At 74.8% G+C, this 24,385-nt stretch carries 21 protein-coding genes and 1 pseudogene; 20 read left to right on the forward strand and 2 right to left on the reverse strand.

What is annotated here, in order from left to right:
- Positions 1-59 precede the first annotated feature (59 nt).
- Positions 60-1,550 carry a beta-N-acetylhexosaminidase gene (locus tag CPE01_RS13825; RefSeq protein ID WP_146807402.1) on the forward strand — a complete coding sequence of 497 codons (1,491 nt, stop codon included), beginning with the start codon at positions 60-62 and terminating at the stop codon, positions 1,548-1,550.
- A gap of 112 nt (positions 1,551-1,662) precedes the next feature.
- Here CPE01_RS13825 and CPE01_RS13830 read toward each other — a convergent pair whose 3' ends face one another.
- Positions 1,663-3,873, reverse strand: coding sequence for a phospholipid carrier-dependent glycosyltransferase (locus CPE01_RS13830; protein ID WP_246783953.1), 2,211 nt, complete (start codon positions 3,871-3,873; stop codon positions 1,663-1,665).
- Between the two features lie 188 nt (positions 3,874-4,061).
- Between CPE01_RS13830 and rsmI the strand changes: the two genes are divergently transcribed.
- The 19 genes and pseudogenes from rsmI (at position 4,062) to CPE01_RS13915 (ending at position 23,818) form a co-directional block, all read left to right on the forward strand.
- Positions 4,062-4,925, forward strand: a complete 864-nt coding sequence (rsmI, locus tag CPE01_RS13835) for a 16S rRNA (cytidine(1402)-2'-O)-methyltransferase (RefSeq protein ID WP_146807403.1) — start codon at positions 4,062-4,064, stop codon at positions 4,923-4,925.
- Positions 4,926-5,119: 194 nt separating this feature from the next.
- Positions 5,120-5,719, forward strand: a complete 600-nt coding sequence (locus CPE01_RS13840; RefSeq protein ID WP_146807404.1) for an isochorismatase family protein — start codon at positions 5,120-5,122, stop codon at positions 5,717-5,719.
- Between the two features lie 345 nt (positions 5,720-6,064).
- Entirely contained in the window at positions 6,065-7,057 is a 993-nt protein-coding gene (locus CPE01_RS13845) for a PQQ-dependent sugar dehydrogenase (protein ID WP_246783954.1), read from the forward strand.
- 178 nt (positions 7,058-7,235) lie between these two features.
- Positions 7,236-7,541, forward strand: a complete 306-nt coding sequence (locus CPE01_RS13850; protein WP_146807406.1) for a hypothetical protein — start codon at positions 7,236-7,238, stop codon at positions 7,539-7,541.
- On the forward strand, positions 7,538-8,509 hold the full coding sequence (locus tag CPE01_RS13855; RefSeq protein WP_146807407.1) for a hypothetical protein: 972 nt from the start codon (positions 7,538-7,540) through the stop codon (positions 8,507-8,509). The genes CPE01_RS13850 and CPE01_RS13855 overlap by 4 nt, the downstream gene beginning before the upstream one ends.
- Before the next feature lie 66 nt (positions 8,510-8,575).
- On the forward strand, positions 8,576-11,176 hold the full coding sequence (locus CPE01_RS16940; RefSeq protein WP_146807408.1) for a helix-turn-helix domain-containing protein: 2,601 nt from the start codon (positions 8,576-8,578) through the stop codon (positions 11,174-11,176).
- Between the two features lie 235 nt (positions 11,177-11,411).
- On the forward strand, positions 11,412-12,590 hold the full coding sequence (locus tag CPE01_RS13865) for a glycosyltransferase family 2 protein (RefSeq protein WP_146807409.1): 1,179 nt from the start codon (positions 11,412-11,414) through the stop codon (positions 12,588-12,590).
- Between the two features lie 52 nt (positions 12,591-12,642).
- Positions 12,643-12,801: a hypothetical protein gene (locus CPE01_RS16520; protein ID WP_186811550.1), complete on the forward strand. Its 159-nt coding sequence runs from the start codon at positions 12,643-12,645 to the stop codon at positions 12,799-12,801.
- Positions 12,798-13,001, forward strand: a complete 204-nt coding sequence (locus CPE01_RS13870; protein WP_146807410.1) for a hypothetical protein — start codon at positions 12,798-12,800, stop codon at positions 12,999-13,001. Before CPE01_RS16520 ends, CPE01_RS13870 begins: the two co-directional genes overlap by 4 nt.
- 112 nt (positions 13,002-13,113) lie before the next feature.
- Positions 13,114-14,898 (forward strand): methionine--tRNA ligase, encoded by a 1,785-nt coding sequence (metG, locus tag CPE01_RS13875; protein ID WP_146807411.1) that lies wholly within the window; start codon positions 13,114-13,116, stop codon positions 14,896-14,898.
- Positions 14,898-15,860 carry a TatD family hydrolase gene (locus CPE01_RS13880; RefSeq protein WP_146807412.1) on the forward strand — a complete coding sequence of 321 codons (963 nt, stop codon included), beginning with the start codon at positions 14,898-14,900 and terminating at the stop codon, positions 15,858-15,860. The genes metG and CPE01_RS13880 overlap by 1 nt, the downstream gene beginning before the upstream one ends.
- Positions 15,861-16,089: 229 nt before the next feature.
- Positions 16,090-17,304: a resuscitation-promoting factor gene (locus CPE01_RS13885; protein ID WP_146807413.1), complete on the forward strand. Its 1,215-nt coding sequence runs from the start codon at positions 16,090-16,092 to the stop codon at positions 17,302-17,304.
- A 425-nt stretch (positions 17,305-17,729) separates the two neighbouring features.
- Positions 17,730-18,899: a resuscitation-promoting factor gene (locus tag CPE01_RS16945; protein ID WP_281285124.1), complete on the forward strand. Its 1,170-nt coding sequence runs from the start codon at positions 17,730-17,732 to the stop codon at positions 18,897-18,899.
- 178 nt (positions 18,900-19,077) lie between these two features.
- Positions 19,078-20,037 (forward strand): 16S rRNA (adenine(1518)-N(6)/adenine(1519)-N(6))-dimethyltransferase RsmA, encoded by a 960-nt coding sequence (gene rsmA / locus CPE01_RS13895; RefSeq protein WP_146807415.1) that lies wholly within the window; start codon positions 19,078-19,080, stop codon positions 20,035-20,037.
- Positions 20,034-20,981 (forward strand): 4-(cytidine 5'-diphospho)-2-C-methyl-D-erythritol kinase, encoded by a 948-nt coding sequence (locus tag CPE01_RS13900; protein WP_146807416.1) that lies wholly within the window; start codon positions 20,034-20,036, stop codon positions 20,979-20,981. The genes rsmA and CPE01_RS13900 overlap by 4 nt, the downstream gene beginning before the upstream one ends.
- A gap of 103 nt (positions 20,982-21,084) precedes the next feature.
- Positions 21,085-21,444: an ArsR/SmtB family transcription factor gene (locus CPE01_RS13905; protein WP_146807417.1), complete on the forward strand. Its 360-nt coding sequence runs from the start codon at positions 21,085-21,087 to the stop codon at positions 21,442-21,444.
- Complete coding sequence (locus tag CPE01_RS13910; RefSeq protein ID WP_146807418.1) at positions 21,441-21,905, forward strand: SRPBCC family protein; 465 nt, start codon at positions 21,441-21,443, stop codon at positions 21,903-21,905. The genes CPE01_RS13905 and CPE01_RS13910 overlap by 4 nt, the downstream gene beginning before the upstream one ends.
- Positions 21,906-21,958: 53 nt before the next feature.
- A pseudogene (locus CPE01_RS17040) lies at positions 21,959-22,441 on the forward strand (ATP-binding cassette domain-containing protein); the annotation flags it as partial.
- On the forward strand, positions 22,427-23,818 hold the full coding sequence (locus tag CPE01_RS13915) for an ABC-F family ATP-binding cassette domain-containing protein (RefSeq protein WP_371862012.1): 1,392 nt from the start codon (positions 22,427-22,429) through the stop codon (positions 23,816-23,818). The pseudogene CPE01_RS17040 and the gene CPE01_RS13915, both read left to right, overlap by 15 nt.
- Positions 23,819-23,831: 13 nt before the next feature.
- Here CPE01_RS13915 and CPE01_RS13920 read toward each other — a convergent pair whose 3' ends face one another.
- Positions 23,832-24,353, reverse strand: a complete 522-nt coding sequence (locus CPE01_RS13920) for a MarR family winged helix-turn-helix transcriptional regulator (RefSeq protein WP_146807420.1) — start codon at positions 24,351-24,353, stop codon at positions 23,832-23,834.
- Positions 24,354-24,385 lie beyond the last annotated feature (32 nt).

Consider the following 24,385-nt stretch of genomic DNA (forward strand, 5'->3'; position numbering starts at 1 on the left):
ACCGGGTCGTCCGACACCATCCGCGCGGCCGCACCGCGCGAGCGCATTGAGGGAGCACCGTGACGCAGCTCGGGATCGTCCCCCTTCCGGCACGCTGTGACGTCCAGGACGGCGCGGCGTTCGTCGTCGGTGAGGCCACGACCGTCGTCGTCGACCCGCACCCCGACCTGATCGCCCACGGCGTGCTCGCCGCCGACCTGCTGGGCCGCGTGACCGGCCAGCCCGTCGAGGTCCGCTACAGCGACGACTCGCGCGGCGCGCGCGAGGTCATCCGGATGCGCATCGTCGACGAGGACCCGGACCTGCTCGCGGGCGACGAGGCGTACCGGCTCGTCATCGCGCCGCAGCGCGTCGAGGCCGTCGCGCGCTCGTCCGAGGGGCTCACGCACGCCCTGGCGTCGCTGCGCCAGGCGCTGCGTCAGGGACGCGACGGCTCGTGGAGCGCGCCCGCCGCGCGCATCGACGACGCGCCCCGGTTCGCGTGGCGCGGGCTGTCCGTCGACGTCGCGCGGCACTTCCTGCCGATCGACGCCCTCAAGGTCGTCGTCGGGCTCATGGCGCACTACAAGCTCAACGTGCTGCACCTTCACCTCACCGACGACCAGGGCTGGCGCCTGCACGTCCCGTCGCGGCCGCACCTGACCCGCAAGTCGTCGGGCACGTCCGTGGGCGGCGACCCGGGCGGCTACTACACGCCCACCGACTTCGGCGACCTCGTGCAGTACGCGTCCGTGCGCGGCATCACCGTCGTCCCGGAGATCGACGTGCCCGGTCACGTCAACGCCGCGACCCACGCGTACGGCGAGCTCACGCCCGACGGTGTCCCGACCGAGGTGTACACCGGCATCGAGGTCGGCTTCTCGCGCCTCTACGCGGACCTGCCCGCGACCGGCGAGTTCCTGCGCGACGTGTTCACGGACGTCGCCGGGATGACCCGCGGCCAGTACGTCCACATCGGCGGCGACGAGGTCCTGACGATGGAGCACGACGAGTACGCGCGGCTCGTCGCGCAGGCCGCTGCGGCCGTGCGCGCCGCCGGCAAGGAGGTCGTCGGCTGGCAGGAGATCGCGACCACCCCGCTCGAGCCCGGCACCGTCGTGCAGTACTGGGACACGCGCGTCGACCCCGCGCCGTTCGTCGCGGCCGCCCACGCCGGCGCCAAGCTGCTCATGTCCCCCGGGTCCAAGGCGTACCTCGACATGAAGTACGACGCGACCACCGAGCTGGGCCTGGAGTGGGCCGGCCACATCGAGCTGCGCGACGCCTACGACTGGGAGCCGACGACGCTGGTCGAGGGCCTGCCCGCGGACGCCGTGATCGGTGTCGAGGCGGCCGTCTGGACCGAGACGATCCGGGACCTCGACGCGCTCACGAGCATGCTGCTGCCGCGGCTGGCGGCCGTCGCCGAGGTCGCCTGGACCGACCCGGAGCGCCGGGAGTGGGAGGACTTCCGCTCGCGCGTCGCGCAGCACAGCGACCTGTGGAACCGCATCGGGCTGCGGTGGTACGCGAGCCCCCAGGTCGACTGGCCGGCGACCAGCCGCGCCTGACCCCGACCGCGGACCCCGTCCGCGAGACCCCGAGCGCGTGACGCTGACGCGCGTCGCCCGCACCTGAGCGTGCGACGCGGTACCGCGGACCGGGCCTACCGGCCGGGACCCGCTAGACCCACTGGCGCATCCAGATGTGCTGGTGCCAGAAGTCGTACGGGACCACCCAGCCCGCCCAGATCGGGTAGAAGTACAGCCCCACCCCGACCAGCAGGCCGAGGAACACCCCGACGCCGATGATCGCGCCGCGCCGGGCACGGTCGGGGAGCGTGGGTGGACCGACGATCAGGGTCAGGACGTACACGAGCGTGAGCACCACCCACGGCACGAACGCGATCGCGTAGAACGTGAAGATCGTGCGGTCCGAGTAGAAGAGCCACGGCACCCAGCCGGCGAGCAGGCCGGACAGCGCCGCGCCGGCGACCCAGTCGCGGTAACGGACCAGCCAGAACAGCGCGACCAGCACCGCGGCGGCGCCGGCCCACCACAGGACCGGGTTGCCGACCCCGAGGACCGCCTGCGCGCAGTGGTCGGCGCCGCACGCGTCCTGCGCCTCGGCACCGGTCAGGTTCGAGACGTCGCCCCAGTAGAACGACGTCGGCCGCCACTGCACGATCCAGCCCAGCGGGTGCGCCTGGTACGTGTGCGGCGAGTCGAGGTTCCGGTGGAAGATCCACATCTGCTCGTGGAAGTCGACCAGCGACCGCAACGCCGGGGGCAGGAGCTGGAGCCCCTCACCGGGGTGCGTCTCGGCCCAGTCGCGACCCCACGCCTGGGGGTGCGTGAACCACGACCACCACGTCCCGACGTACACGACGAGCGCCGAGCCGACCATGACGACCGCCGCGACGAGCGCGTCCTTGACGAGCGCGGCGACCGGCCACATCCGCACCCCGACCGTCCGGCGCGCCGTGGCGTCCCACGCCACCGTGAGCAGCCCGAACACCGCGAGGAAGAACAGCCCGGACCACTTGGTGCCGATCGCCAGGCCGAGCAGCACACCCGCCGCCAGACGCCACCAGCGCATACCCAGCGACGGACCCCAGCCGAGGTCACGGCCGCCGGCGAGGACCGCCGCGGAGCGTTCCGCGAGGCGTCGTCGTGACTGCTCGCGGTCCAGCAGGAGCGCACCGAACGCCGCCAGCGAGAAGAACATGAGGAACGGGTCCAGCAACGACGTGCGCGACATGACGATCGCGAGCCCGTCGACCGCGAGCACGCCGCCCGCGACCGCGCCCCACGCGTTGGACGCGAACAGGCGCCGCGCGATCCGGACCATGAGCAGCACGCTCAGCGTGCCGATGACAGCGACAGCGAGCCGCCAGGCGAACGACGACTCCATCCCGCCGCCGACCTTCATGCCGAGCCCGATCAGCCACTTGCCGACCTGCGGGTGCACGAAGTACTCGGCACGCGTGCTGAGCATCGAGTCGTCGCCGGCCTCGAACCCGGGGTTGGGGTCGTCGCCCCACTCCGCCTCGTACCCGCGCGTGACGAGGGCCCAGCCGTCCTTGACGTAGTACGTCTCGTCGAAGACGAGCGAGTGCGGCGAGCCGAGGTTCCAGAACCGCAGGACGCCCGCGAACACCGTGATCCCCAGCGTCCACGCCCAGCCGACGAGCCGGCTGCGTCGCGTCGCGTCGAGCGCGAGCGTCGCGGGGCCGAGCAGGCGCTCGAGGAGCTCGTCCTTGCTCGGCGGGCCCGGCCGCGGGGATGGGGCCGTCGGGTCCGTGTCCGGGCCGGCGGGGTCTGGCAGGACGAGCGTCGTCGCAGGCCAGGCGGTGGGCGCCGGGGCGGCGCCGGGCTCGTCCGGCGCCGGCGTACCGGCACGACGCGCGTCGTGCGGGCCGGGTCCGTCGGTGGACGTCGTCCGGGGTCCGCCGTACTCGTCGGGACGTCCGTACTCGTCGGGGCGGCCCAGGCCGCCGGGGTTCAGCGTGCGCTCGTCGGGGTGTGCGTACTCGTCGGGACGTGCGCCGTACTCGTCGGGACGTGCGCCGTAGTCGTCGGGACGAGGGCCGGGAGCGTGGGGGCGGCCGGGCTCGTCGGGACGCAGGCCGTACTCGTCCGGCGGGCCGAACTCGTCGGGGCGCGGGCCGTGGTCGTCGGGCCGGGCGTCCTGCCCGGGTGCGTCGGGCCGGCGGCCGTACACGTCGGGGCTGCCGTACTCGTCGGGCCGTCCGAGGCCGTGCGACGACGGCTCGTCGGGGCGGCCGGACGGCGGTGCCCAGGGGTCGTCGCCGGAGCGCGCGGCGCCGGTGGGGCGCGCGCCCGTGGGGTCGCCCCGGGTGGGCTCGACGGCATCGTCATGCGGCTGCGGCACGCGGACATGCTACGGGCGTGACCAGTTCGTGGGGACTCGTCCGCCCCCGAAACGTTCAGCCACCCGACCGACGGTTCCGGCGCCGCGGGCCTGCCTGCGCTCGCGCGAGTGCCACGAGGGCGTCGCGCGCGTCCGCCCGTGGGTGGGTGGATGCCGAGCCGGACCGGTCGCGGTGGCAGGCTGAGCGCATGGACGTGGACGCCTCGACCGGCCGGCTCGTGCTCGCGGCGACCCCCATCGGCAACGTCGACGACGCGTCCGTGCGCCTGCGCGAGCTGCTCGCGACAGCCGACGTCGTCGCCGCCGAGGACACCCGTCGCCTGCGCGCCCTCGTCGGACGTCTGGGCATCGAGGTGCGCGGCCGGGTGGTCTCGTACCACGAGCACAACGAGGCGGAGCGCGCCGCGGACCTGCTCGACGTGGTCGCCGGTGGCGGGACGGTCGTCGTCGTGACGGACGCGGGCATGCCCGCGGTCTCCGACCCCGGCTTCCGGGTGGTCACCGCCGCCGTGCAGGCCGGGCTGCCGGTGACCGCGGCACCCGGCCCGAGCGCCGTGCTCACCGCGCTCGCGCTGTCGGGGCTGCCGACCGACCGGTTCTGCTTCGAGGGCTTCGCCCCTCGCAAGCCGGGGGAGCGGGCACGTGCGCTCGCGGCCCTGGCCGACGAGCGTCGCACGATGGTGTTCTTCGAGGCGCCGCACCGCGTGGGTGCGCTGCTGACCGCGATGGCCGAGGCGTTCGGCGAGGACCGCCCGGCCGCGGTGTGCCGCGAGCTCACCAAGACGTACGAGGAGGTCCGGCGCGGCACGCTCGCCGACCTCGTGCAGTGGGCGTCGGGCGAGGTGCGCGGCGAGATCGTCGTGGTCGTCGGCGGCGCGACCCGACCGGCGCGCGGCGGCGACCTGACGGCGCTCGTCGCGCAGGTCCGCGCGCGCGTCGACGCCGGGGAGCGGCTGAAGGACGCCGCCCGCGCGGTGGCCGCGGCCGCCGGCGTCCCCACCCGCGCGCTCTACGACGCCTCGCTCCCGTCCGCGACGCCACCCCGCTCCTGACCTCGCTCCGCCCGCCCTCGCTCCGCCCGCCCTCGCACCGCCCCCCGCGCCGGCTCCACCGATCGGAGGTCGGGGAGGGTGGACCGCGCGGGGGCGGGGAACGGCCGGGGGAGGCGCCGGGCGCGGGGCGTGGTGGTGCCGCCGGGGGCGTGCGACGCTGGGACGACGAGGGTGGGCTCGAGCCGGGAGGCGTGATGGGTGAGGGGCGTCGGGCGTTGCTCGTCGTGGATGTGCAGCCGACGTTCTGCGAGGGCGGCGCGCTGCCCGTCGCGGGCGGCAACGACGTGGCCGAGGCGATCGCGCGCTACGCAGCCGCGCGCCGCGACCGGTACGACCTGGTCGTGACCACGCAGGACTGGCACATCGACCCGGGCGAGCACTTCTCCGAGCACCCGGACTTCGTCGACACGTGGCCGCCGCACGGCGTCGCGGGCACCACCGAGGCCGAGCTGCACCCGGCGCTGTCGGAGCTCGGCCCCGACGCGAGCGTCCGCAAGGGCCAGTACGCCGCGGCCTACTCGGGCTTCGAGGGCGTCGACGGGGAGGGTCGGCCGCTCGCGGGGATCCTGCGCGAGGAGCGGGTGACCGACGTCGACGTCGTCGGGATCGCCGAGTCGCACTGCGTGCGGGCGACCGCGCTCGACGCGCACGCCGAGGGCCTGCGCACGCGGGTCCTGACGGACCTCACCGTCCCGGTCACGCCCGAGCTCGGGGCGGCGGCACGCGACGAGCTCCGGGCGGCGGGGGTCGTGCTCGTCGACAGCGGATCCGCGTTCGACGACGTCACGGACTGAGCCGCGATGCGCCGCGTCCCACGACCGCCGGCGCCGCCCGCACGCCCCCGACCCGGCGACCGCTCGGTCGAACCCGCCACCGGGCCGGGGCATCCGCCGCTTCACGTGGAGACCGGCCGACGACCCAGCGGTCGCGAGGATGCCGCCCGACGAGGTGGAGGTCGGGCCGGGTGCGGGGCCCGGTCCGGGGCCCGGTGTCGGGGGCCGCTCGGGCTCGTGCTGGCGGTCGCGCTCGTGGCGGGCTGCACGGGGACGACGAATGACGGGACGACGGGCGACCCGGGGAGCGCGTCGCCGACGGCACCGTCGGGCGCGCCGTCCGGGCCCGACACGGTCGAGGTCGAGGTGAGCACGCTCGCGACCGGGCTGGACGTGCCGTGGGGGCTCGCGCCGCTCGACGACGGGAGCCTGCTCGTGACGCTGCGGGACGCCGCGCGGCTCGTCGTCGTGACGCCGGACGGCGCGGTGCAGGACGTCACCGGACCGGGTGCGGACGAGCTCGCGGACGTCGTCGAGCCGCAGGGCGAGGGCGGGCTGCTGGGCGTGGCGGTGCTGGGGGAGTCCGACGACGGGCTCGACCTGGCGCTGTACGCGACGACGGCCGACGACAACCGGGTGCTGCGCGGCACGCTGCGCGACCGCACGCTCGGCGAGCTCACCGCCGTGCTCACGGGCATCCCCGCGGCACGCCACCACGACGGCGGTCGGCTCGCCGTCGGCCCGGACGGCTTCCTCTACGTGAGCACGGGCGACGCGGGCGACGTGGCGCGCGCCCAGGACCCCGCCGACCTGGGCGGCAAGATCCTGCGCGTCACCGCCGACGGCGAGCCCGCGCCGGGCAACCCCGACCCCGGTTCGCCCGTGTGGAGCCTGGGGCACCGCAACGTGCAGGGCCTGGGGTGGGCGGGAGACGGGCGGATGTTCGCCTCGGAGTTCGGGCAGAACACGTTCGACGAGGTCAACGTCGTCCGGCCGGGCGCGAACTACGGCTGGCCCGAGGTCGAGGGTGAGGGCGGGGCCGACGAGGGGTTCGTCGACCCGGTGGCGGTGTGGGCGACGTCGGAGGCGTCGCCGAGCGGGCTCGCCGTGACCGACGAGGCCGTCTACGTGGCGGGGCTGCGCGGCGAGCGGCTCTGGCGGCTGCCGCTGCGTCCCGCGGGTGGCGACGACGCGGCGGGCGTGGGGACGCCGCAGGCGCTCCTGACCGGGGAGCACGGGCGGCTGCGTGCGGTCGTGGTCGCCGCGGACGGGTCCCTGCTGGTCGCGACGAACAACACCGACGGCCGCGGCGACCCGCGCGACGGCGACGACCGGATCCTGCGCGTCGTCGTCCGCTGACCGCCACGCGCGACCACCGCGCGACCGTTGCGCGACCGCCGACCACCCGCGCGACCGGCGGACCACCGGGTGACGGCTGGCTCGGCGGCTGCTGACTCCTGGTTGTCCACAGGCCCTCCGCGGCGCTCGCCCTGCCGCGGCTACCGTCACGACACCGTCCGACGAGCAGGGGGTTGTGATGAGCGGGTACGAGGTCGACACGGACCGGTGGCGCGCGCACGCGCACCGGGTGGACGGGCACGCGGCCGACGTCGCGGGCTTCGCCGCGCAGGCGCGTGCGATGGTGGCGGGCGTCGGGGCGTACGGGCTCGCGCTCGCTCCGCTGGGCCTGACCATCTCGGCGGTGCAGGACGCGGCCGCGGGCGCGATCGGCGGGCTGTCCATCGTGCTCGGAGCGAGCGCTGACGCAGCGCGCGCGGGAGCGCAGGTCAGCGAGGCGGTCGACGAGATCGTGGGCGCGACGTTCCGCCGGGTGCTGCGATGAGCGGCGTCGTGGTGCTGCCGACGCCCGTCGTCGAGAGCGAGTCGGCGTGGTCGGGTGCGGGCGCGGTGGACGACCTGATCTCGTGCTCGCGGGCGATCGAGAGCGGCGCGTGGGTCGACGCGGCCGTGTCCGGTGTCGCGCTCGGTGCGTCGGTCGCGGGCGCGGCGATCGACCCGCTGGGGTCGGCGGTCAGCTGGGGCGTCGGCTGGCTGCTCGACCACGTGTCGCCGCTCGACGACATCCTCGACGCCCTCGCGGGCGACGCGGACGCGGTCGTCGCGTACGCCGCGACGTGGGCTCGGATCGGCGCGGCGCTCGACGAGCTGACGGACCGCTACTGCGACGACGTGCGCCTCGACACTGCGGGGATGCACGGGCCGACGGTCACGGCGTACGCGGCCGCGAGTGGTGCGATCGCCTGGTCCGCGCGTGCGCTCGCGGATGCGGCCCGCGTGGTCGGGTCGGCCATCGAGATCTGCGCGCAGGTCGTCCGTGCGGTGCACGACATGGTCCGCGACCTGCTCGCGGAGATCGTCGGTACCTTCGTCGGCTCGCTGAGCGGCCCGGTCACGGCGGCCGCGCGTGCGGCCAGGATGGCGGCGCACGCGGCGACGAACGTCCGCCCGATGGTCGACGGCGTCGCCCGTACGGTCCGCACCCTGCGGGACCTGGCCGACGACGTGCTGGCGGCGTTCGTGCGCGCGCACCGGCAGCTGGTCGACTACGGCGCCGTCATCGACACGAGCAGGAAGGTCGAGACGGCCGTCGACAAGGTCGGCTACTTCACGACCGGTGTCGCGCCCTTCGTGCCCCCGGCTCCTGCCGCGCCGGCGCCGCCGCCCCCGGCGCCCGCTCCCACGCCGTCTCCAGCACCTCCTGGACCTACTCCTGTGCCCTCTCCTGGCCCGTCGCCCGCGCCGCCGCCCGCCCCGTCCGGCGCGCGGTCGCCCTCCCCGCCGGGTGGCTGAGCCGTGCGGGCGCGGGGCTCCGGGCCACGCTCAGCGGGCGCGCCGACGCCGACCTAGGGTGGAGGAGTGGTCGGTCCCGATGCACGCTCGAACCTCGTCGACGGCATCCGCGACGCGGTGCTGGCGCGGACCGACGTCGCGGTGCTCGGCCTACCCGGCTCGGGACGTACCCGTCTGCTCGGACACGTGCGCGACGCGCTCCAGGACGCCGGGCTCGACGTCCTGAGGTTCACGGCGGTGCGCGGCGAGGGTCGCCCGCTCGAGTCGCTCGCGCTCGCGGGCCTGCTGACCGGTCCCGCCGCCGCGAGCGCGCTGGCGGCGGCGGCGGACCAGCTCGCGCAGCGCGTCGCGGCTCGCCGGACGGTACTGCTCGTGGACGACGCGGAGCGCCTCGACGAGTCGTCCGCGGCCGTGGTCGGCGCCGTGCGTGCCCGGGAGGAGACGACCGTCGTCGTCGCGTCCCGGCCGCCCGTGCCGGGGGCGCGTGCGGTGGATCTGGTCCTCGGCGTCGGGGACACGATGCTGGTCCCGTTGCCGCCGCTCGCGTTCGAGGAGATCCAGCGACTCACCGTCGAGCTCCTGGGCGGGGACGTCGACGTCGACGTGGTCGGTCGTGTCTTCGGGCTCTCGGGTGGGGTGCCGGGGATCGCGCGGACGATCGTGGTCGAGGCGCGCCGCGCGGGGCGGCTCGTGCCGGACGGCGAGCGCTGGGTCGCCCGTCACGACCTCGTGACGCCCGCGCTCGCGGTCGTCGCGGCGCGCCTGCAGGAGGGTCTCGACGAGCCGGCGCGCGACGCGTTGCACGTCCTGGCAGCGCTCGGGCCCGCCGAGCTCGAGACCGTGCTGCAGCTCGTGCCGTGGCCCGTCCTGGTGGCGCTCGACGACCACGGACTGGTGCGGTTCGTCGAGACCGAGGGGCGCCTGGTCGTCGCGCTGTTCCCGCCCGTGCTCGCGGACCACCTGCGGCACGCGGAGCGCGGCGCCCGCGGGTGGCGGGCCGCCGAGCAGATCAGCGCCGCCCTCGCGCGCAGCACCGACGCCCCCGGCGCGCATCCCGCCGTCCTGGGCTCCGCGCTGCGCTGGTCGTCGTCGCCCGAGTCCGCCGCGGTGCTGGGACGCATGCTGCGCGAGCAGTCCCGCACGACGCTGCTCGTCCGGCGTCAGGCCTGGGAGCGCGAGCCCACGGGCAGGTCGACGCTCGGGTACCTCGACGCGCTGCTGGCCCACGGCGCCCCGACCGCCGCGATCGAGGCGGTGCTCGACCACGTGCGGACGCTCGACCCGCCGACCGACGCGCCCGTGCACACGCTGGTGCTCGCGTGGGAGGCGACGTACCGCGCGCTCGAGCTCGACGACGCCGCGGGTGCGCAGCGGGTGCTCGACGTTGCGCGCCAGCAGCATCCCGAGCAGCACCTGCTGTTCGACGCGACCCAGGAGCACCTGCGGCTCCTCGGGGTGGCGACCGAGGGGACCGTACCGCTCACGTTCACGGACCCGGCTGACGCGCCCCCGCACGACGCGCGCCGACGCGTGGCGCCGGGGACACCGGACGAGCAGGTCGGCACCGTCGTCGGGATGATCCGCGGGGAGCGGCTCCTGGCCGACGGGCGGGTCGTCGACGCCGCAGACCTCCTGAGTCGGCTCGCGCTGCCCGCGACGTCGCCGCGGCACGACGGGGAGGCGCTCGGCCCGCTCGCACGGCTGTGCGTCGGTGAGGTCGAGGAGGCGACGTCCACCGCGATGCGGCTGCTGGACGAGGCGCAGGGCCGGCTCGACCAGGCGGAGATCGAGCCCCACGGGTACACGGTCGCGCTCGGGCTGCTGCTCGGGGGCAGGCTCACGGACCTGCGTGAGCACCTGACGGTCATGTTCGCGCTCAACGCGCCGTCGCCGTTGCGCCCGCAGCACCGCGCGGGCCTGCTCGCTCTCGGTGCGCTGCTGTCGCTCGCCGAGAGCAACCTCCCGAGCGCTCGCAGCATGACCGAGCAGCTCGAGGGGCTCCGCGTGCTCGGGGCGTCGTTCCCGGCGGGCCGGGCCGGGCCGGTGCGCGCGGCGCTGGCGCTCGCCGCGGGGCACGAGGGCGCCGTGGCGACGAGACCGGCCTGGTCGGCCGTGTCGGCGCTCGTCGACCAGGGTTGGGCGCTCGCGGCCGCGTTCGACGCGACCGTCCTGTCGGACATCCACGTCGACCCGGCGGTCGCCTCACGGGTCGCAGTCCTCGCGCACGGGGCGCAGGGGACGCTGCTGCCGCTGCTGGGTCGCCACCTCGCGGCCGCCGCAGAGGGCTCGGCCGACGAGCTGCTCCGGACCGCCGACGCCCTGCGCGAGGCCGGTCTGATCCTGCACGCGACGCTCGCGCACGTGAACGCGCTGCGTGTGCTGCGCCGCCGCGGCGACCCGGCTGCTGCGGTGCGAGAGGCCGCGCGGCTCACGCAGCTCGTCGCCGAGACCGGGCAGGAGCTGCACCTGCTGGTGCCCTCGGCGGTGACCACCGCGGAGCTGACCGCACGTGAGCTCGAGGTCGCCCGGCTCGTCGCGTCGGGCCTGAGCAACCGGGAGGCCGCTGAGCGACTCGTCGTGAGCGACCGCACGGTCGACAACCACCTCTACCGGATCTACCGCAAGCTCGGCGTGGCGTCCCGCGAGGATCTCGCCCGCCTCGTCTGACCGTCTCCTCTCACCGTCTCGTCGACCATCGCGTCCGATCGCCACGCCGGACGGTCCGGAGCGCCCTGCCCGCGGCCCGAGGCGACGGCACCGGACCGCCCACCCTGGTCGGCGCTGCCGCGCACACGGGTGCGGGTCGACGTACCCACCCGCCGGACCGGCGTGCTCATGCGAGCGCCCTGCGCTGCTCGTCGGCCGGCGACCGCCCCTGAGCACCCCCTGTCACCGCCGTGCGATGGAGGCGAACGCGGCCGAGGGGGCCGCCCCGGCAGCACGGACGGTCACGATGCACGGCGGTCAGGTCCAGGCGACGACGAGCGAGCGCACGCGCCGGAGCGTGCCGGCCGACCGCCTCGTCGTGCTGGTTCCCGCGCACGACGAGGCCGAGGCGCTCGGCGGGACCCTCGACGCGCTGGCCGAGCAGACGAGCGCGCCGCAGCGGGTCCTCGTCGTCGCCGACAGCTGCACGGACGACACGGCGGACGTGGCTCGTGCGCACGGCGCCGAGGTGGTCGAGACGGTCGCCAACCGTGCGCGCAAGGCCGGCGCGCTCAACCAGGCGCTCGTGCGGCTGCGGACGTCGCCGGCGGACTACGTGCTCGTCGTCGACGCGGACACGCGACTGGCCCCGACGTTCGTCGAGACGGCCCTGGCACGGCTCGACGACGACGAGCGCCTCGGCGCGGTGAGCGGGATCTTCGAGGGCGAGCGCCCGCGGTCGGTGCTGCAGCAGCTCCAGGCCAACGAGTACGAGCGCTACCGCACGCAGATCCTCACGACGAGGCGGGTGAGCGTGGTGACCGGTACGGCCTCGATGTTCCGCCGCGCGGCGCTCGAGGAGGTCGCCGCCGCGCGCGGCGGGCGTCTGCCGGGCAGCCCGGGGGACGTGTACGACCGCGCCGCGATCACCGAGGACTCCGAGCTGACGCTCGCGCTCAAGACGCTCGGCTGGCGGCTGGACGCGCCGCAGGAGTGCGCGTGCCTGACCGAGCTCATGCCGACGTGGGGCGACCTGCACCGCCAGCGCGTGCGCTGGTACAAGGGGATGCTCGACAACCTGCGCGAGTACGGCGTCTCGCGGGTCACGGCCCGCTACATCGGGCAGCAGCTCATGATCGGCGTCGGCATGGCCACGCTCGCGCTGCTCACGGTGCTGACCGTCGCCTCGGTGGTCGCCGGGGTGTTCGCCGTCAGCCCTTTCTGGCTGGCGATCGGCGGCGTGTTCGTCGTCAACCGGCTCGTGACCGTGTGGCCCGTGGGCCGCGACGGTCGCCTGCTCGCGGCGGCGATCCTCCCCGAGATCGTCTACGACGTCGCCCTGCAGGCGGCGTTCCTGCGCGCGGTCGTCTGCGCGGTCGCGCGCCGCGACGTGACGTGGAACCACGTCGCGCCCCCTCCGACCGGCGTGGCGTGAGGCCACCGGATCCCCGAGCGCCCGAGGTGTCGGGCGAGGAAGGAGCACCACCATGTACGAGCTGGACGCGACCTCGATGGGCGCGCTGGCGCTGACCGGGGCGAGCGCGGCGCAGGGCTGGGTCGCCGGCTGGACCCTCTTCATGGCGGGCCTGGCGGCGCTCGCGGTGGCGCGTGTCGCCAGGCGTCGCCTGGCGTCGGCCGCGCGATGACGCACGGCTCGACCGAGCGGACGCCGCGCACGGACCTGGGCCTGCCCGCGGACTGGTGGCGCGAGCTGGACCGGGCCGTCGTGCTCGAGCGGCTGGGTCGGCACCGCCTCGCGGCGGCGCCCTTCGGACCGCCCGGCGTGCCCCCGCTGCACACCAGGCCGCACCCGGTCGGAGCAGCGACGCGACGACGCGGCATCTGAGCGAGCGCGTCCCGGACGGGCACCGGCCCGCCGGGGCGCGCTCGTCGTGCTCACCGGTCACCTCGTGGGCCGGCCCCGCAGACGCGCGTGCGGCTCACCTAGGATCGGGCGCATGTCCCGCATCCTGTCGGCCGTCGCGTGGCCCTACGCGAACGGTCCCCGCCACATCGGTCATGTCGCTGGCTTCGGCGTCCCGTCGGACGTCTTCTCGCGCTACATGCGCATGGCGGGCCACGACGTGCTGATGGTCTCGGGCACCGACGAGCACGGGACGCCGATCCTCGTCGAGGCGGAGAAGCAGGGCACGACGCCGCAGGCGCTCGCGGACCGGTACAACCGCGTGATCGTCGAGGACCTCACGGCGCTCGGCCTGACGTACGACCTGTTCACCCGGACGACGACGCGCAACCACTACGCGGTCGTGCAGGAGATGTTCCGCACGGTGCACAAGAACGGCTACATGGTCGAGAAGACGACCATGGGCGCGATCAGCCCGAGCACGGGCCGCACCCTGCCCGACCGCTACATCGAGGGCACGTGCCCGATCTGCGGCTACGACGGCGCTCGCGGCGACCAGTGCGACAACTGCGGCAACCAGCTCGACCCGATCGACCTCATCAACCCGCGCAGCCGGGTCAACGGCGAGGCGCCGAAGTTCGTCGAGTCGACGCACTTCTTCCTCGACCTGCCCGCGTTCGCGAGCGCGCTCGAGACGTGGCTGCGCGGCCGCAAGGACTGGCGTCCGAACGTGCTGAACTTCAGCCTCAACCTCATCGACGACATGCGCCCGCGCGCCATGACGCGCGACATCGACTGGGGGATCCCCGTGCCGCTGGCCGGCTGGGAGGACAACCCGAACAAGCGCCTGTACGTGTGGTTCGACGCGGTGATCGGCTACCTGTCCGCCTCGATCGAGTGGGCGCGTCGCTCGGGCGACGACGACGCATGGCGTCAGTGGTGGAACGACCCCGAGGCGCTGTCGTACTACTTCATGGGCAAGGACAACATCACGTTCCACTCCCAGATCTGGCCCGCGGAGCTGCTGGCCTACGACGGGGAGGGCGACAAGGGCGGCACGCCCGGCCCGTACGGGGAGCTGCAGCTGCCGACCGAGGTCGTCAGCAGCGAGTTCCTCACCATGGAAGGCAAGAAGTTCGCGTCGTCGCGCGGGATCGTCATCTACGTGCGCGACATGCTCGCGCGCTACCAGCCGGACGCCTTGCGCTACTTCATCTCGGTCGCGGGTCCGGAGAACCAGGACGCGGACTTCACGTGGGCGGACTTCCTGCGCCGGACGAACGACGAGCTCGTCGCCGGCTGGGGCAACCTCGTCAACCGCACGGCGAGCATGATCCACAAGAACTTCGGCGAGATCCCGGCGGCCGGTGAGCTGCACGAGGTCGACGCGGCGCTCCTGCGGCAGTCGTCGGAGGCGTTCGGCAAGGTCGGCGAGCTGATCGGCACGCACCGCCACCGCGCGGGGATCGACACCGCGATGCGCCTGGTCCAGGAGGCCAACCGGTACGTCTCGGAGACCGAGCCGTGGAAGCTCACGCAGGACCGCGAGCGCCTCGGCACCGTGCTCAACACGGCGGCGCAGGTCGTGAGCGACGCGAACACGCTGCTCGCACCGTTCCTGCCGCACTCGGCGCAGAAGGTGCACGAGACCCTCGGCGGCACGGGTGTGTTCGCGCCGCAGCCGCGCATCGAGGAGGTCACGGACCTCGACGACGCGTCGCGCCGGTACCCGGTCATCACGGGCGACTACCGCGACGTGCCCGCGTGGGGCTCGACGCGCCTCGTGCCGGGGACCGCCGTGGCCAAGCCGACGCCGGTGTTCACCAAGCTCGACGACTCGATCGTCGAGGAGGAGCTCGCGCGGTACCAGGCCCGCTGATGGCGCGTGCACGCGAGCGCGGCTGGCCCGCGTCGCCGGACCCGTTGCCGCTGCCGGTCGTCGACAACCACACGCACCTCGAGACGGTCGTCGGCTGGCGCGCGCCCGGCTGGGACGGGTCCGCCGGGAGCGTGCCGGAGGGTGACGCGTCCGACGACGAGGCGGCGGCGCCGACGCTCGAGGCCCACCTCGAGCGCGCGGCGGGCGTCGGCGTGCCGCGGATGGTGCAGGTGGGCTGCGACGTCGAGGCGGTGCGCTGGACCGACGCGGTCGTGCGCGAGCACGGCGCGCTGCTGGGTGCGGTCGCGATCCACCCGAACGAGGCCGTGCTGCACGCGGGCGTGCACGAGGTCGCGCCGGACGGCCTCGAGCCGGACCCGCAGCCGTGGCACGACCTGCCGCTCGACGAGGCGCTCGACCTCGTCGCCCGCACGGCGCGCGGCAACGAGCGGATCCGCGCGATCGGCGAGACGGGGCTGGACCACTTCCGGGCAGGTCCGCGTGGGCGTGAGATCCAGCGGGAGGCGTTCCGGGCGCACGTGGCGCTCGCGAAGGAGCTGGGGCTGGCGCTGCAGATCCACGACCGCGACGCGCACGACGAGGTCGTCGACGTGCTGCTGCGCGACGGCGCGCCCGAGCGCACGGTGTTCCACTGCTTCTCGGGCGGGCCGGAGCTGGCGGCGCTCGCCGTGGAGCACGGCTGGTTCTGCTCGTTCGCGGGGCCGGTGTCGTTCCCGTCGAACGGGCACCTGCGGGACGCCGCGCGGCTGCTGCCGGCGGAGCTGCTGCTCGTCGAGACCGATGCGCCGTACCTCACGGTGCACCCGCTGCGCGGCCGCCCGAACGCGCCGTACCTGTTGCCCGGCACGGTGCGCGCGCTCGCCGCGGCGCGTGGTGAGGCCCTGACGGACGTGTGCGAGACGCTCCTGCGCACGTCGCAGGACGTGTACGGACCGTGGTGAGCGCGACGACCATCGCGCCGCCGCCGCACCGTGTCACGCCGGACCACCGCGACACGCCGGGCGACACGCCGAGCGTCGTCGCGCGACCGGGTGACCACAGGGCGGAAGGGTCCAGCGACCGGCTACCGCCGCCGATCACGAATCAGTTACGGTCGGACCTGCGTCCGGCCGGGGCAGGGCTGAACAGCACGACGGACCTGACTCTCGAGCCGACGGAAGGACCCGCAGCGTGAGCACCGCGCACCGCACTCCGCAGCGCCGTGGGGGCGCGCGTGACGGCGGTCGCAGGGTCGCTCCGCGCCGTGCCGGCGCCCGGCTCGCGCAGGGGCTCGTCGTGGCGCTCGTCGTCGGTGCCACCAGCGCGTTCGCGGTGCTGCACAAGGAGGTGACCGTCGACGTCGACGGGCAGCTCGTGCAGGTCGAGGGCTTCGGTCGCACGGTCGGTCAGGTGCTGGCCGCGGGCGGGGTCGAGGTCGGAGAGCGCGACCTCGTGGCGCCGGGCACGGGCGAGGCGGTGACGAAGGGCGACCAGATCGTCGTGCGCCACGCACGCCAGCTCCAGGTCGAGGTCGACGGCGAGCCCGAGACCGTGTGGACCACCGCGCTCACGGTCGGGGAGGCCGTCGAGGCGCTCGGTCTGCGGGACGGTGAGGTCCGCCTGTCGGCGTCGCGCTCGTCGTCGCTCGGCCGCGGGACGCTGCACGTCTCGACCCAGAAGACCATCCACCTCGTCGTCGACGGCCAGGTGATCGACGGCGTGTCCACCGCGACGACCGTGCGCGACGCGCTGCGGGACATCGGCCTGGTGCTCAACGAGGGCGACCAGCTCTCGGTGCCGCTCGACGCCGCCGCGGTCGACGGCCTCGCGGTCCTGGTCACGCGCGGCCAGAACGGTGGCGAGGTCGTCACCGAGGCCCTGCCGTTCGAGACGCAGGAGATCGAGGACGACGACCTCATCAAGGGCACGCGGATCATCACGCAGGCCGGGCGCGCGGGTGTGCGCACCACGACGTACGACCTGGAGGTCGTGGGCGGCGTGGTCGTGGGCCGCACGGTGGTCACGTCGATCATCACGACGGCGCCCGTGACGCAGATCGTCAAGGTCGGCACGTCGCAGCTGCCGACGAACGCGAAGGTGTCCCCGGGCAGCGCGCAGGCGCTCGGCAAGGAGATGGCCGCGGCGCGCGGCTGGGGCGACGACCAGTTCGCCTGCCTGCTCACCCTGTGGAACCACGAGAGCGGCTGGCGCGTCGACGCGCACAACAAGTCCTCGGGTGCGTACGGCATCCCGCAGGCCCTGCCGGGCTCGAAGATGGCGTCGGTCGCGAGCGACTGGCGGACCAATCCTGCGACGCAGATCACATGGGGCCTGAACTACATCAAGGGGCGTTACAAGACCCCGTGCGGCGCTTGGGCGCACTTCACCGCCAAGCACTGGTACTGACGAATCCTTGACCATCGCCTCACCGACGGATGGGGCGACCGCGGCGTCGGCGTGACCGGCGAAGCCTGCAGCCCGGGGCAACAGCGCTTGGCGTACAGGTCACGAGAAGGTTACGGTCGCTGGTCGTTGCTCCGTTCGTGGCCCGTGGACCCCCGCGGGTGGGAGCTGCAACGCGGTCGGCCCCGCACGTAGCGGTCCGACCACAGTCAGCCGGATCGGGGATCCGGGACCGATGGTGACGGCTCCCTCCAGCCGCCACGGCAACGCCGGCTCGTCCGGCACGCGCGTCGGGCGTCCGTGCTGGACGCGCCCCGTACCCCGTGCCCGGGAACCACGACGGCTGGAGCCCCGTGCCCTTCTCGACCCGACTCGTCCGCCCCTTCGCGCGCCAGAGCGCCACCTCGTCGGACTCCACGGACAGCGCCGTGGACCCCACGACGAACCTCAGCACGACGCAGACCCAGGGCGGCCGACCGGGCCGACGCCTGGCCCTGCCCGCCGCGGTCGCGGCCGGCGCACTCGTCCTGTCCGGCGGTGCCGCCGCCTTCGCCCACGCGCACAAGACCGTGACGATCGACGTCGACGGCTCGGTGCGCGAGGTCTCCACGTTCGCCGGCTCGGTCGACGGCCTGCTCGACGACCACGGCGTGACCGTGGCCGAGCGCGACTCCGTGACCCCCACGGGCAGCCTGTCCGACGGAGACGTCGTGACCGTGCGCCACGCGCACGAGGTGACGGTGTCGCGCGGCGGCGAGGAGCGCACGGTCTGGACGACCGCGCTCACGGCCGACGAGGCGCTCGACCTGCTCGCGGTCCGCGATCCCGAGGTCCAGCTCGTGGCCTCGCGCTCCGGCGGCGGCCGCCCCGAGCTCGCGCTGGACCTGGCGCTGCGTGGCCCCGCGACGATCGTCGTGGACGGCCAGGAGCTCGAGGTCGACGACGCGCGCACGACGGTCGCCGACGCGCTCGAGGCCGCGGGCGTCGAGCTGGGTACGCACGACACGGTCTCGCTGGACAACGACGACGCCGGCGACGTGCGCGTCGTCGTGCAGCGCGTCGTGGTCCAGACGCTCGTGCGCACCGAGGAGGTCCCGTTCTCGTCGAGCACGAAGGACGACGCGTCGCGCTACGAGGGCACCAAGGTCGTCGCGACCAAGGGTGTCGCGGGCGCGCGGACGATCCTCGAGCGCGTGACGACGGTCGACGGCACCGAGACCGAGCGGGTGCTCGTCGCCGACACGCAGACCCTGAACCCCGTCGACGAGGTCGTGGCGGTCGGCACCAAGAAGCGGCCCGTGGTCACGGGCGGCGGCGGCTCCGGCAAGGCCGGACCGATCGGTGACACGCGCGACGCCGACTCGCTGAACTGGGCGGCGCTCGCCAAGTGCGAGTCCGGCGGAAACCCGTCGATCGTCTCCGCGAACGGCCTGTACCACGGGCTGTACCAGTTCTCGGTCGGCACGTGGCGCTCGGTCGGCGGCGCGGGTCTGCCCTCGCAGGCCTCGCCCGCCGAGCAGACCGCGCGCGCCAAGATGCTCTACCTGCGCTCCGGCGCGGGCCAGTGGCCGCACTGCGGGCCGCGCCTGTTCAGCTGAGCACCCGGCACGACTGAGCGCCCGGCACGACCGAGCACCCGGCACGACCGAGCACCCTGCACGACTGAGCACCCTGCACGACCGAGCACCCTGCACGACGAGGACGCCCGTCCCGGACCGCACCGCCCCGCGAAGGCGGTGGCGCGACCGGGGCGGGCGTCCTCGTAGGCTTGCGGGCATGACCTCGCCCGTGACGCTGCTCGGGCCCGCCCAGATCCGTGAGCTCGCGGAGCGTGCGGGCGTGCGGCCGACGAAGACGCTCGGGCAGAACTTCGTGCTCGACGGCGGCACGGTGCGCAAGATCGTGCGCCAGGCCGACGTGACCCCCCGGATGCCGGTGGTCGAGGTCGGGCCCGGCCTGGGCTCGCTCACGCTCGGGCTGCTCGAGGCGGACGCGGACGTCGTCGCGGTCGAGATCGACCCGGTCCTCGCGCGGCTGCTGCCGCAGACCGTCGCGGAGCACGTGCCGGGGCTGCGCCGGGACGACGACGAGCGCGGGCACGCGGTCCTGCGCGACGACGAGGGCCGCGCGCGCCTGACGGTCGTCCTGCAGGACGCGCTCGAGGTCACGGCCCTGCCGGGGCCGCCGCCGCGCGCGCTCGTCGCGAACCTGCCGTACAACGTCTCCGTCCCGGTGCTCCTGACGTTCCTCGAGCGGTTCGGCACGCTCGAGCACGGCCTCGTCATGGTCCAGGCCGAGGTCGCCGACCGGCTGGCCGCGCCGCCCGGTTCGCGCACGTACGGCGTGCCGTCGGCGAAGGCCGCCTGGTACGCGCAGGTGCGGCGCACGGCGACCGTGGGCCGCTCGGTGTTCTGGCCGGTGCCGAACGTCGACTCGGCGCTGGTGCGGCTCGACCGGCGCGAGCCGCCGACGACGACGGCGACGCGCGAGCAGGTGTTCGCGGTCGTCGACGCGGCGTTCGCGCAGCGGCGCAAGATGCTGCGCGCGGCGCTCGCACCGTGGTTCGGCTCGGGCGAGGCCGCGGTCGCGGCGCTCGCCGAGGCGGGTGTCGACGCGCAGGCGCGCGGTGAGACGGTCGACATCGACGGGTTCGCCCGGATCGCGGAGCGACTTCCGGCGACCAGCCTGCGCCCTGACCCGCGCGGTCGGTCGCGGGCTGGCACAGTGGAGCCGTGACGCTCAGCCCGGTGGACGTGGCCACCACGCGCGAGGTGCGGGTCCGCGCCCCCGGCAAGGTCAACCTCTCGCTGCACGTGGGACCGGTCGACGCCGACGGGTACCACCCGCTGACGACGGTCTTCCAGGCGGTGTCGGTGTTCGAGGAGGTCACGGCGCGCACGTCCGACGAGCGCCTCGTGACGGTCTCGGGCCCGCAGCACGAGCTCGTGCCCACCGACTCCTCCAACCTCGCGATGCGCGCCGCGGAGCTGCTCGCCGACGCGGCGGGCATCGACGAGGGCGTGCACCTGCACATCGACAAGGGCGTGCCCGTCGCGGGCGGCATGGCCGGTGGATCGGCGGACGCCGCCGCGGCGCTGCTCGCGTGCGACGCGCTGTGGCAGACCGGGCTGTCACGCGCGGACCTGCTCGAGCTCGCGGCCCGGCTGGGCTCGGACGTGCCGTTCGTGCTGCAGGGGCACACCGCGGTCGGCCAGGGGCGCGGCGACCTGCTGACGCCGGTCCTGGGGCGCGGCGAGTTCCACTGGGCGTTCGCGGTGCAGGACCGCGGGTTGTCGGCGGGCGTCGTGTACGGCGCGCTGGACGCGCTGCGCGGGGGCACGTCCGACGTGGCGCTCCCGCCGCACGTGGACGACGACGTGCCGCTCCTGCAGGCGCTGCGCGCGGGGGACGCGCGCGCGCTCGGGGCGGCCCTGCACAACGACCTGCAGCCCGCGGCGCTCGAGCTGGACCCGCGCCTGGCGGAGCCGCTCGCGGTCGCGCAGGACGCGGGTGCGCTCGGGGTGGTCGTCTCGGGCTCGGGCCCGACGGTCGCGGCGCTCGCGCGCAGCCGGCAGCACGCGCTCGTGCTCGCGGCCGCGTTCACGGCCTCGGGGGCGGCGGACCGCGTCCTCACGGCGTCGGGTCCGGTGCCGGGCGCGCGCGTGGTCGCGGCCGACTGACGCATCCGCGTGGTCGCGGCCGACTGCCGCAGACGCCTGGTCCTGCAGGGCTGATCTCGCTCCGGGCTTGACGGCCGATGCGTGCCGGCTAATACTTAAGGAGATGCTTAACCATTCGGATCTCGACACGGCGTTCCGCGCCCTGTCGGACGCGAGCCGCCGGGCGATCGTCGAACGCCTCGTCCGCGGTCCCGCAACGGTCGGCACGCTCGCCGAGCCTCTCGCGATGTCCCTCCCGGCGGTCCTCCAGCACCTCGCGGTGCTCGAGGCCGCGGGGATCGTGACGTCGCAGAAGGTCGGCCGCGTCCGCACCTGCTCGCTCGTCCCCGGCGCCCTCGCCGGCCCGACGGCCTGGCTCCAGCACCAGCGCCTGCCGGCGGAGCGCCGCCTCGACCGGCTCGGCGACCACCTCGCCGCGGCCGGCGGACCCGAGGCATCCGACTCTTCCCAGGAGCAGCCATGACCAGCACCACCACCGACCTCGCACACGCGACGTTCGTCATCGAGCGCACCTACCCCGTCCCGGTCGAGCGCGTCTGGGCCGCGCACGCGGACGCCGACGAGCGTGCGCAGTGGTTCGGCAACGACCCGGGCTTCGACACCACCGAGGCCAGCCACGACTTCGTCGTCGGCGGGAAGACCGTCGAGGACGGCCAGTGGCACGGCGGACCGCGCTCGCGCTTCGTCGCCCGGTACTGCGATCTCGTCGAGAACCGCCGCATCGTGCACACGTACGACATGTGGATCGGCGAGGAGTACTTCTCGACCTCGCTCGTCACGACGACGTTCGAGGCGGTCGACGGCGGCACGCGCCTGACCTACACCGAGCAGGGCGTCTACACCGGCGGCGCCGAGGACGCCGCGAACCGCGAGACCGGGTGCGCGCAGATCCTCGACTCCCTGGGCGCGTACCTGAGCCGCTGAGCGCGCGGGCGTCGTCGAGCCGGGCGCGCGGGGCCGGGTAGCCTCGTGCCCTGATGGCTCACCTGCTCGGCGCGGATCGCGTCTCCCTCGCGCTCGGCACCCGCGTCCTTCTCGACGAGGTCAGCCTCGGCCTGGACGACGGGCAGCGGATCGGTGTCGTCGGTCCCAACGGCGCCGGCAAGTCCACGCTCCTGCGCGTGCTCGCGGGCGTCCAGGAGCCGGACGACGGGCGCGTGACGCGTGCCGGCGGGGTCCGGCTCGCGATGCTCGACCAGCGCGACGAGCTCGCGGCCGGCACCGTGCTCGACGCCATCCACGGCTCGGCCGACGCGCACGAGTGGGCCTCCGACCCGCGCATCCGTGCGGTGCACGCCGGGCTGCTGCCCGACGTCGACCTCGAGGCGCAGGTCGCGACGTTGTCCGGTGGTCAGCGCCGGCGCGTGGCGCTCGCCGCGCTGCTCGTCAGCGACGACGAGGTCCTCGTCCTCGACGAGCCCACCAACCACCTCGACGTCGAGGGCGTGGCCTGGCTCGCCGAGCACCTGGTCCAGCGGTTCGCGCGCGGCTCGGGGGCGCTGGTCGTCGTGACGCACGACCGCTGGTTCCTCGACGCGGTCTGCACGCGCACGTGGGAGGTGCACGACGGTGTCGTCGACCAGTACGACGGCGGGTACGCGGCCTACGTGCTCGCGCGCGCCGAGCGCGCCCGCACCGCGGCCGTCACGGAGGAGAAGCGGCAGAACCTGCTGCGCAAGGAGCTCGCGTGGCTGCGCCGCGGCGCGCCGGCCCGCACGTCGAAGCCCAAGTTCCGCATCGACGCCGCGAACGCGCTGATCGCCGACGAGCCGCCGCCGCGCGACTCGCTCGAGCTGTCCCGCATGGCGACCGCGCGGCTCGGCAAGGACGTGCTCGACGTCGAGGGCGTCACGCTCGCGCTCGGCGGGCGCACGCTGCTCGACGACGTCACGTGGCGCATCGGGCCGGGGGACCGCTACGGGCTCGTCGGTGTCAACGGCGCGGGCAAGACGAGCCTGCTGCGGCTGCTCTCGGGCCGGCTGTCGCCCGACTCGGGGCGCGTCAAGCGCGGCAAGACCGTCCAGGTGGCCGAGCTGCGGCAGGACGTCGAGGACCTCGACGAGGTCGCGGACCTGCGCGTCGTCGAGGTGGTCGAGGCCGAGAAGCGGTCCGTCGTCGTGGGCGGCAAGGAGCTCACCGCCGCCCAGCTCGTCGAGCGGCTCGGTTTCACGCGTGACCGCGCACGCACCCCCGTGCGCGACCTGTCCGGCGGCGAGCGGCGCCGCCTCTCGCTGCTGCGCCTGCTCGTCGGCGAGCCCAACGTGCTCCTGCTCGACGAGCCGACGAACGACCTCGACACCGACACGCTCGCGGCGCTCGAGGACCTGCTCGACGGCTGGCCCGGCACGCTGATCGTCGTGTCGCACGACCGCTACCTGCTCGAGCGCGTGTGCGACCGGCAGCTCGCGCTGCTGGGCGACGGCCACCTGCGCGACCTGCCCGGCGGCGTCGAGGAGTACCTCGCGCTGCGCCGCGCGGCGCTCGCCGCCGGCTCGCCGACCGCGTCGTCGGCGGGTTCGTCGTCGGCTGTGTCCTCAGCTCTGCCCGCGCGCGTGGCGGGTTCGTCGTCCGACGAGACCGCGGGAGCCGGTGCCGGCGCGGCACCCGCCCCGACGCGGTCGGCCGCCGAGGTGCGCACCGCGCGCAAGGAGATCGCGCGCATCGAGCGTCGGCTGGCGAAGATCACCGAGCTCGAGGCCGCGCTGCACGCGCAGCTCGCCGAGCAGGCGACGGACTACGCCGCGATCCAGCGGCTCGACACCGAGCTGCGCGCCCTGGCCGCCGAGCGCGACGAGCTCGAAGAGGCCTGGCTGGAAGCCGCCGAGCTCGCGACCTGACCCGCGTCCCGCGTCAGTGCGGGTGAGGCGCGTCGAACGGCAGGAGCGCCTCGCGCAGGAGGCTCGCGAGCTGCGTGCGGTCCTGCTCGGACAGGTCGCCCAGGAGTGTGCGCTCGGTGTCGAGCAGGTCCGCGAACGCGGCGTCGACCCGCGCGAGGCCCGACGGCGTGAGCTGCACGAGCACGCCGCGGCGGTCGTCGGGCGACGGCTGACGTTCGACCAGACCCTTCTCCGCGAGCCGGTCGATGCGGTTCGTCATGGTCCCCGACGTCACGAGCGTCAGCGTCAGGAGCGCGCCGGGCGAGAGCCGGTACGGCGTGCCGGCGCGCCGCAGCGCGGACAGCACGTCGAACTCCCACGTCTCCAGCCCGTGCCGGTCGAACGCGCCGCGCCGGGCGAGGTCGAGGTGCCGCGCGAGGCGGCTCACGCGCGAGAGGACCTCGAGCGGGCGCACGTCCAGGTCGGGTCGCTCCCGGTGCCAGGCAGCGACGATCCGGTCCACCTCGTCGTGGGCCGCGCGGTCCTCGTGTGCCATGCCGACGAGATTACTTGACATCGACAGATCTG

The sequence above is a fragment of the Cellulomonas persica genome (assembly GCF_007989825.1).
Taxonomy (GTDB): domain Bacteria; phylum Actinomycetota; class Actinomycetes; order Actinomycetales; family Cellulomonadaceae; genus Cellulomonas; species Cellulomonas persica.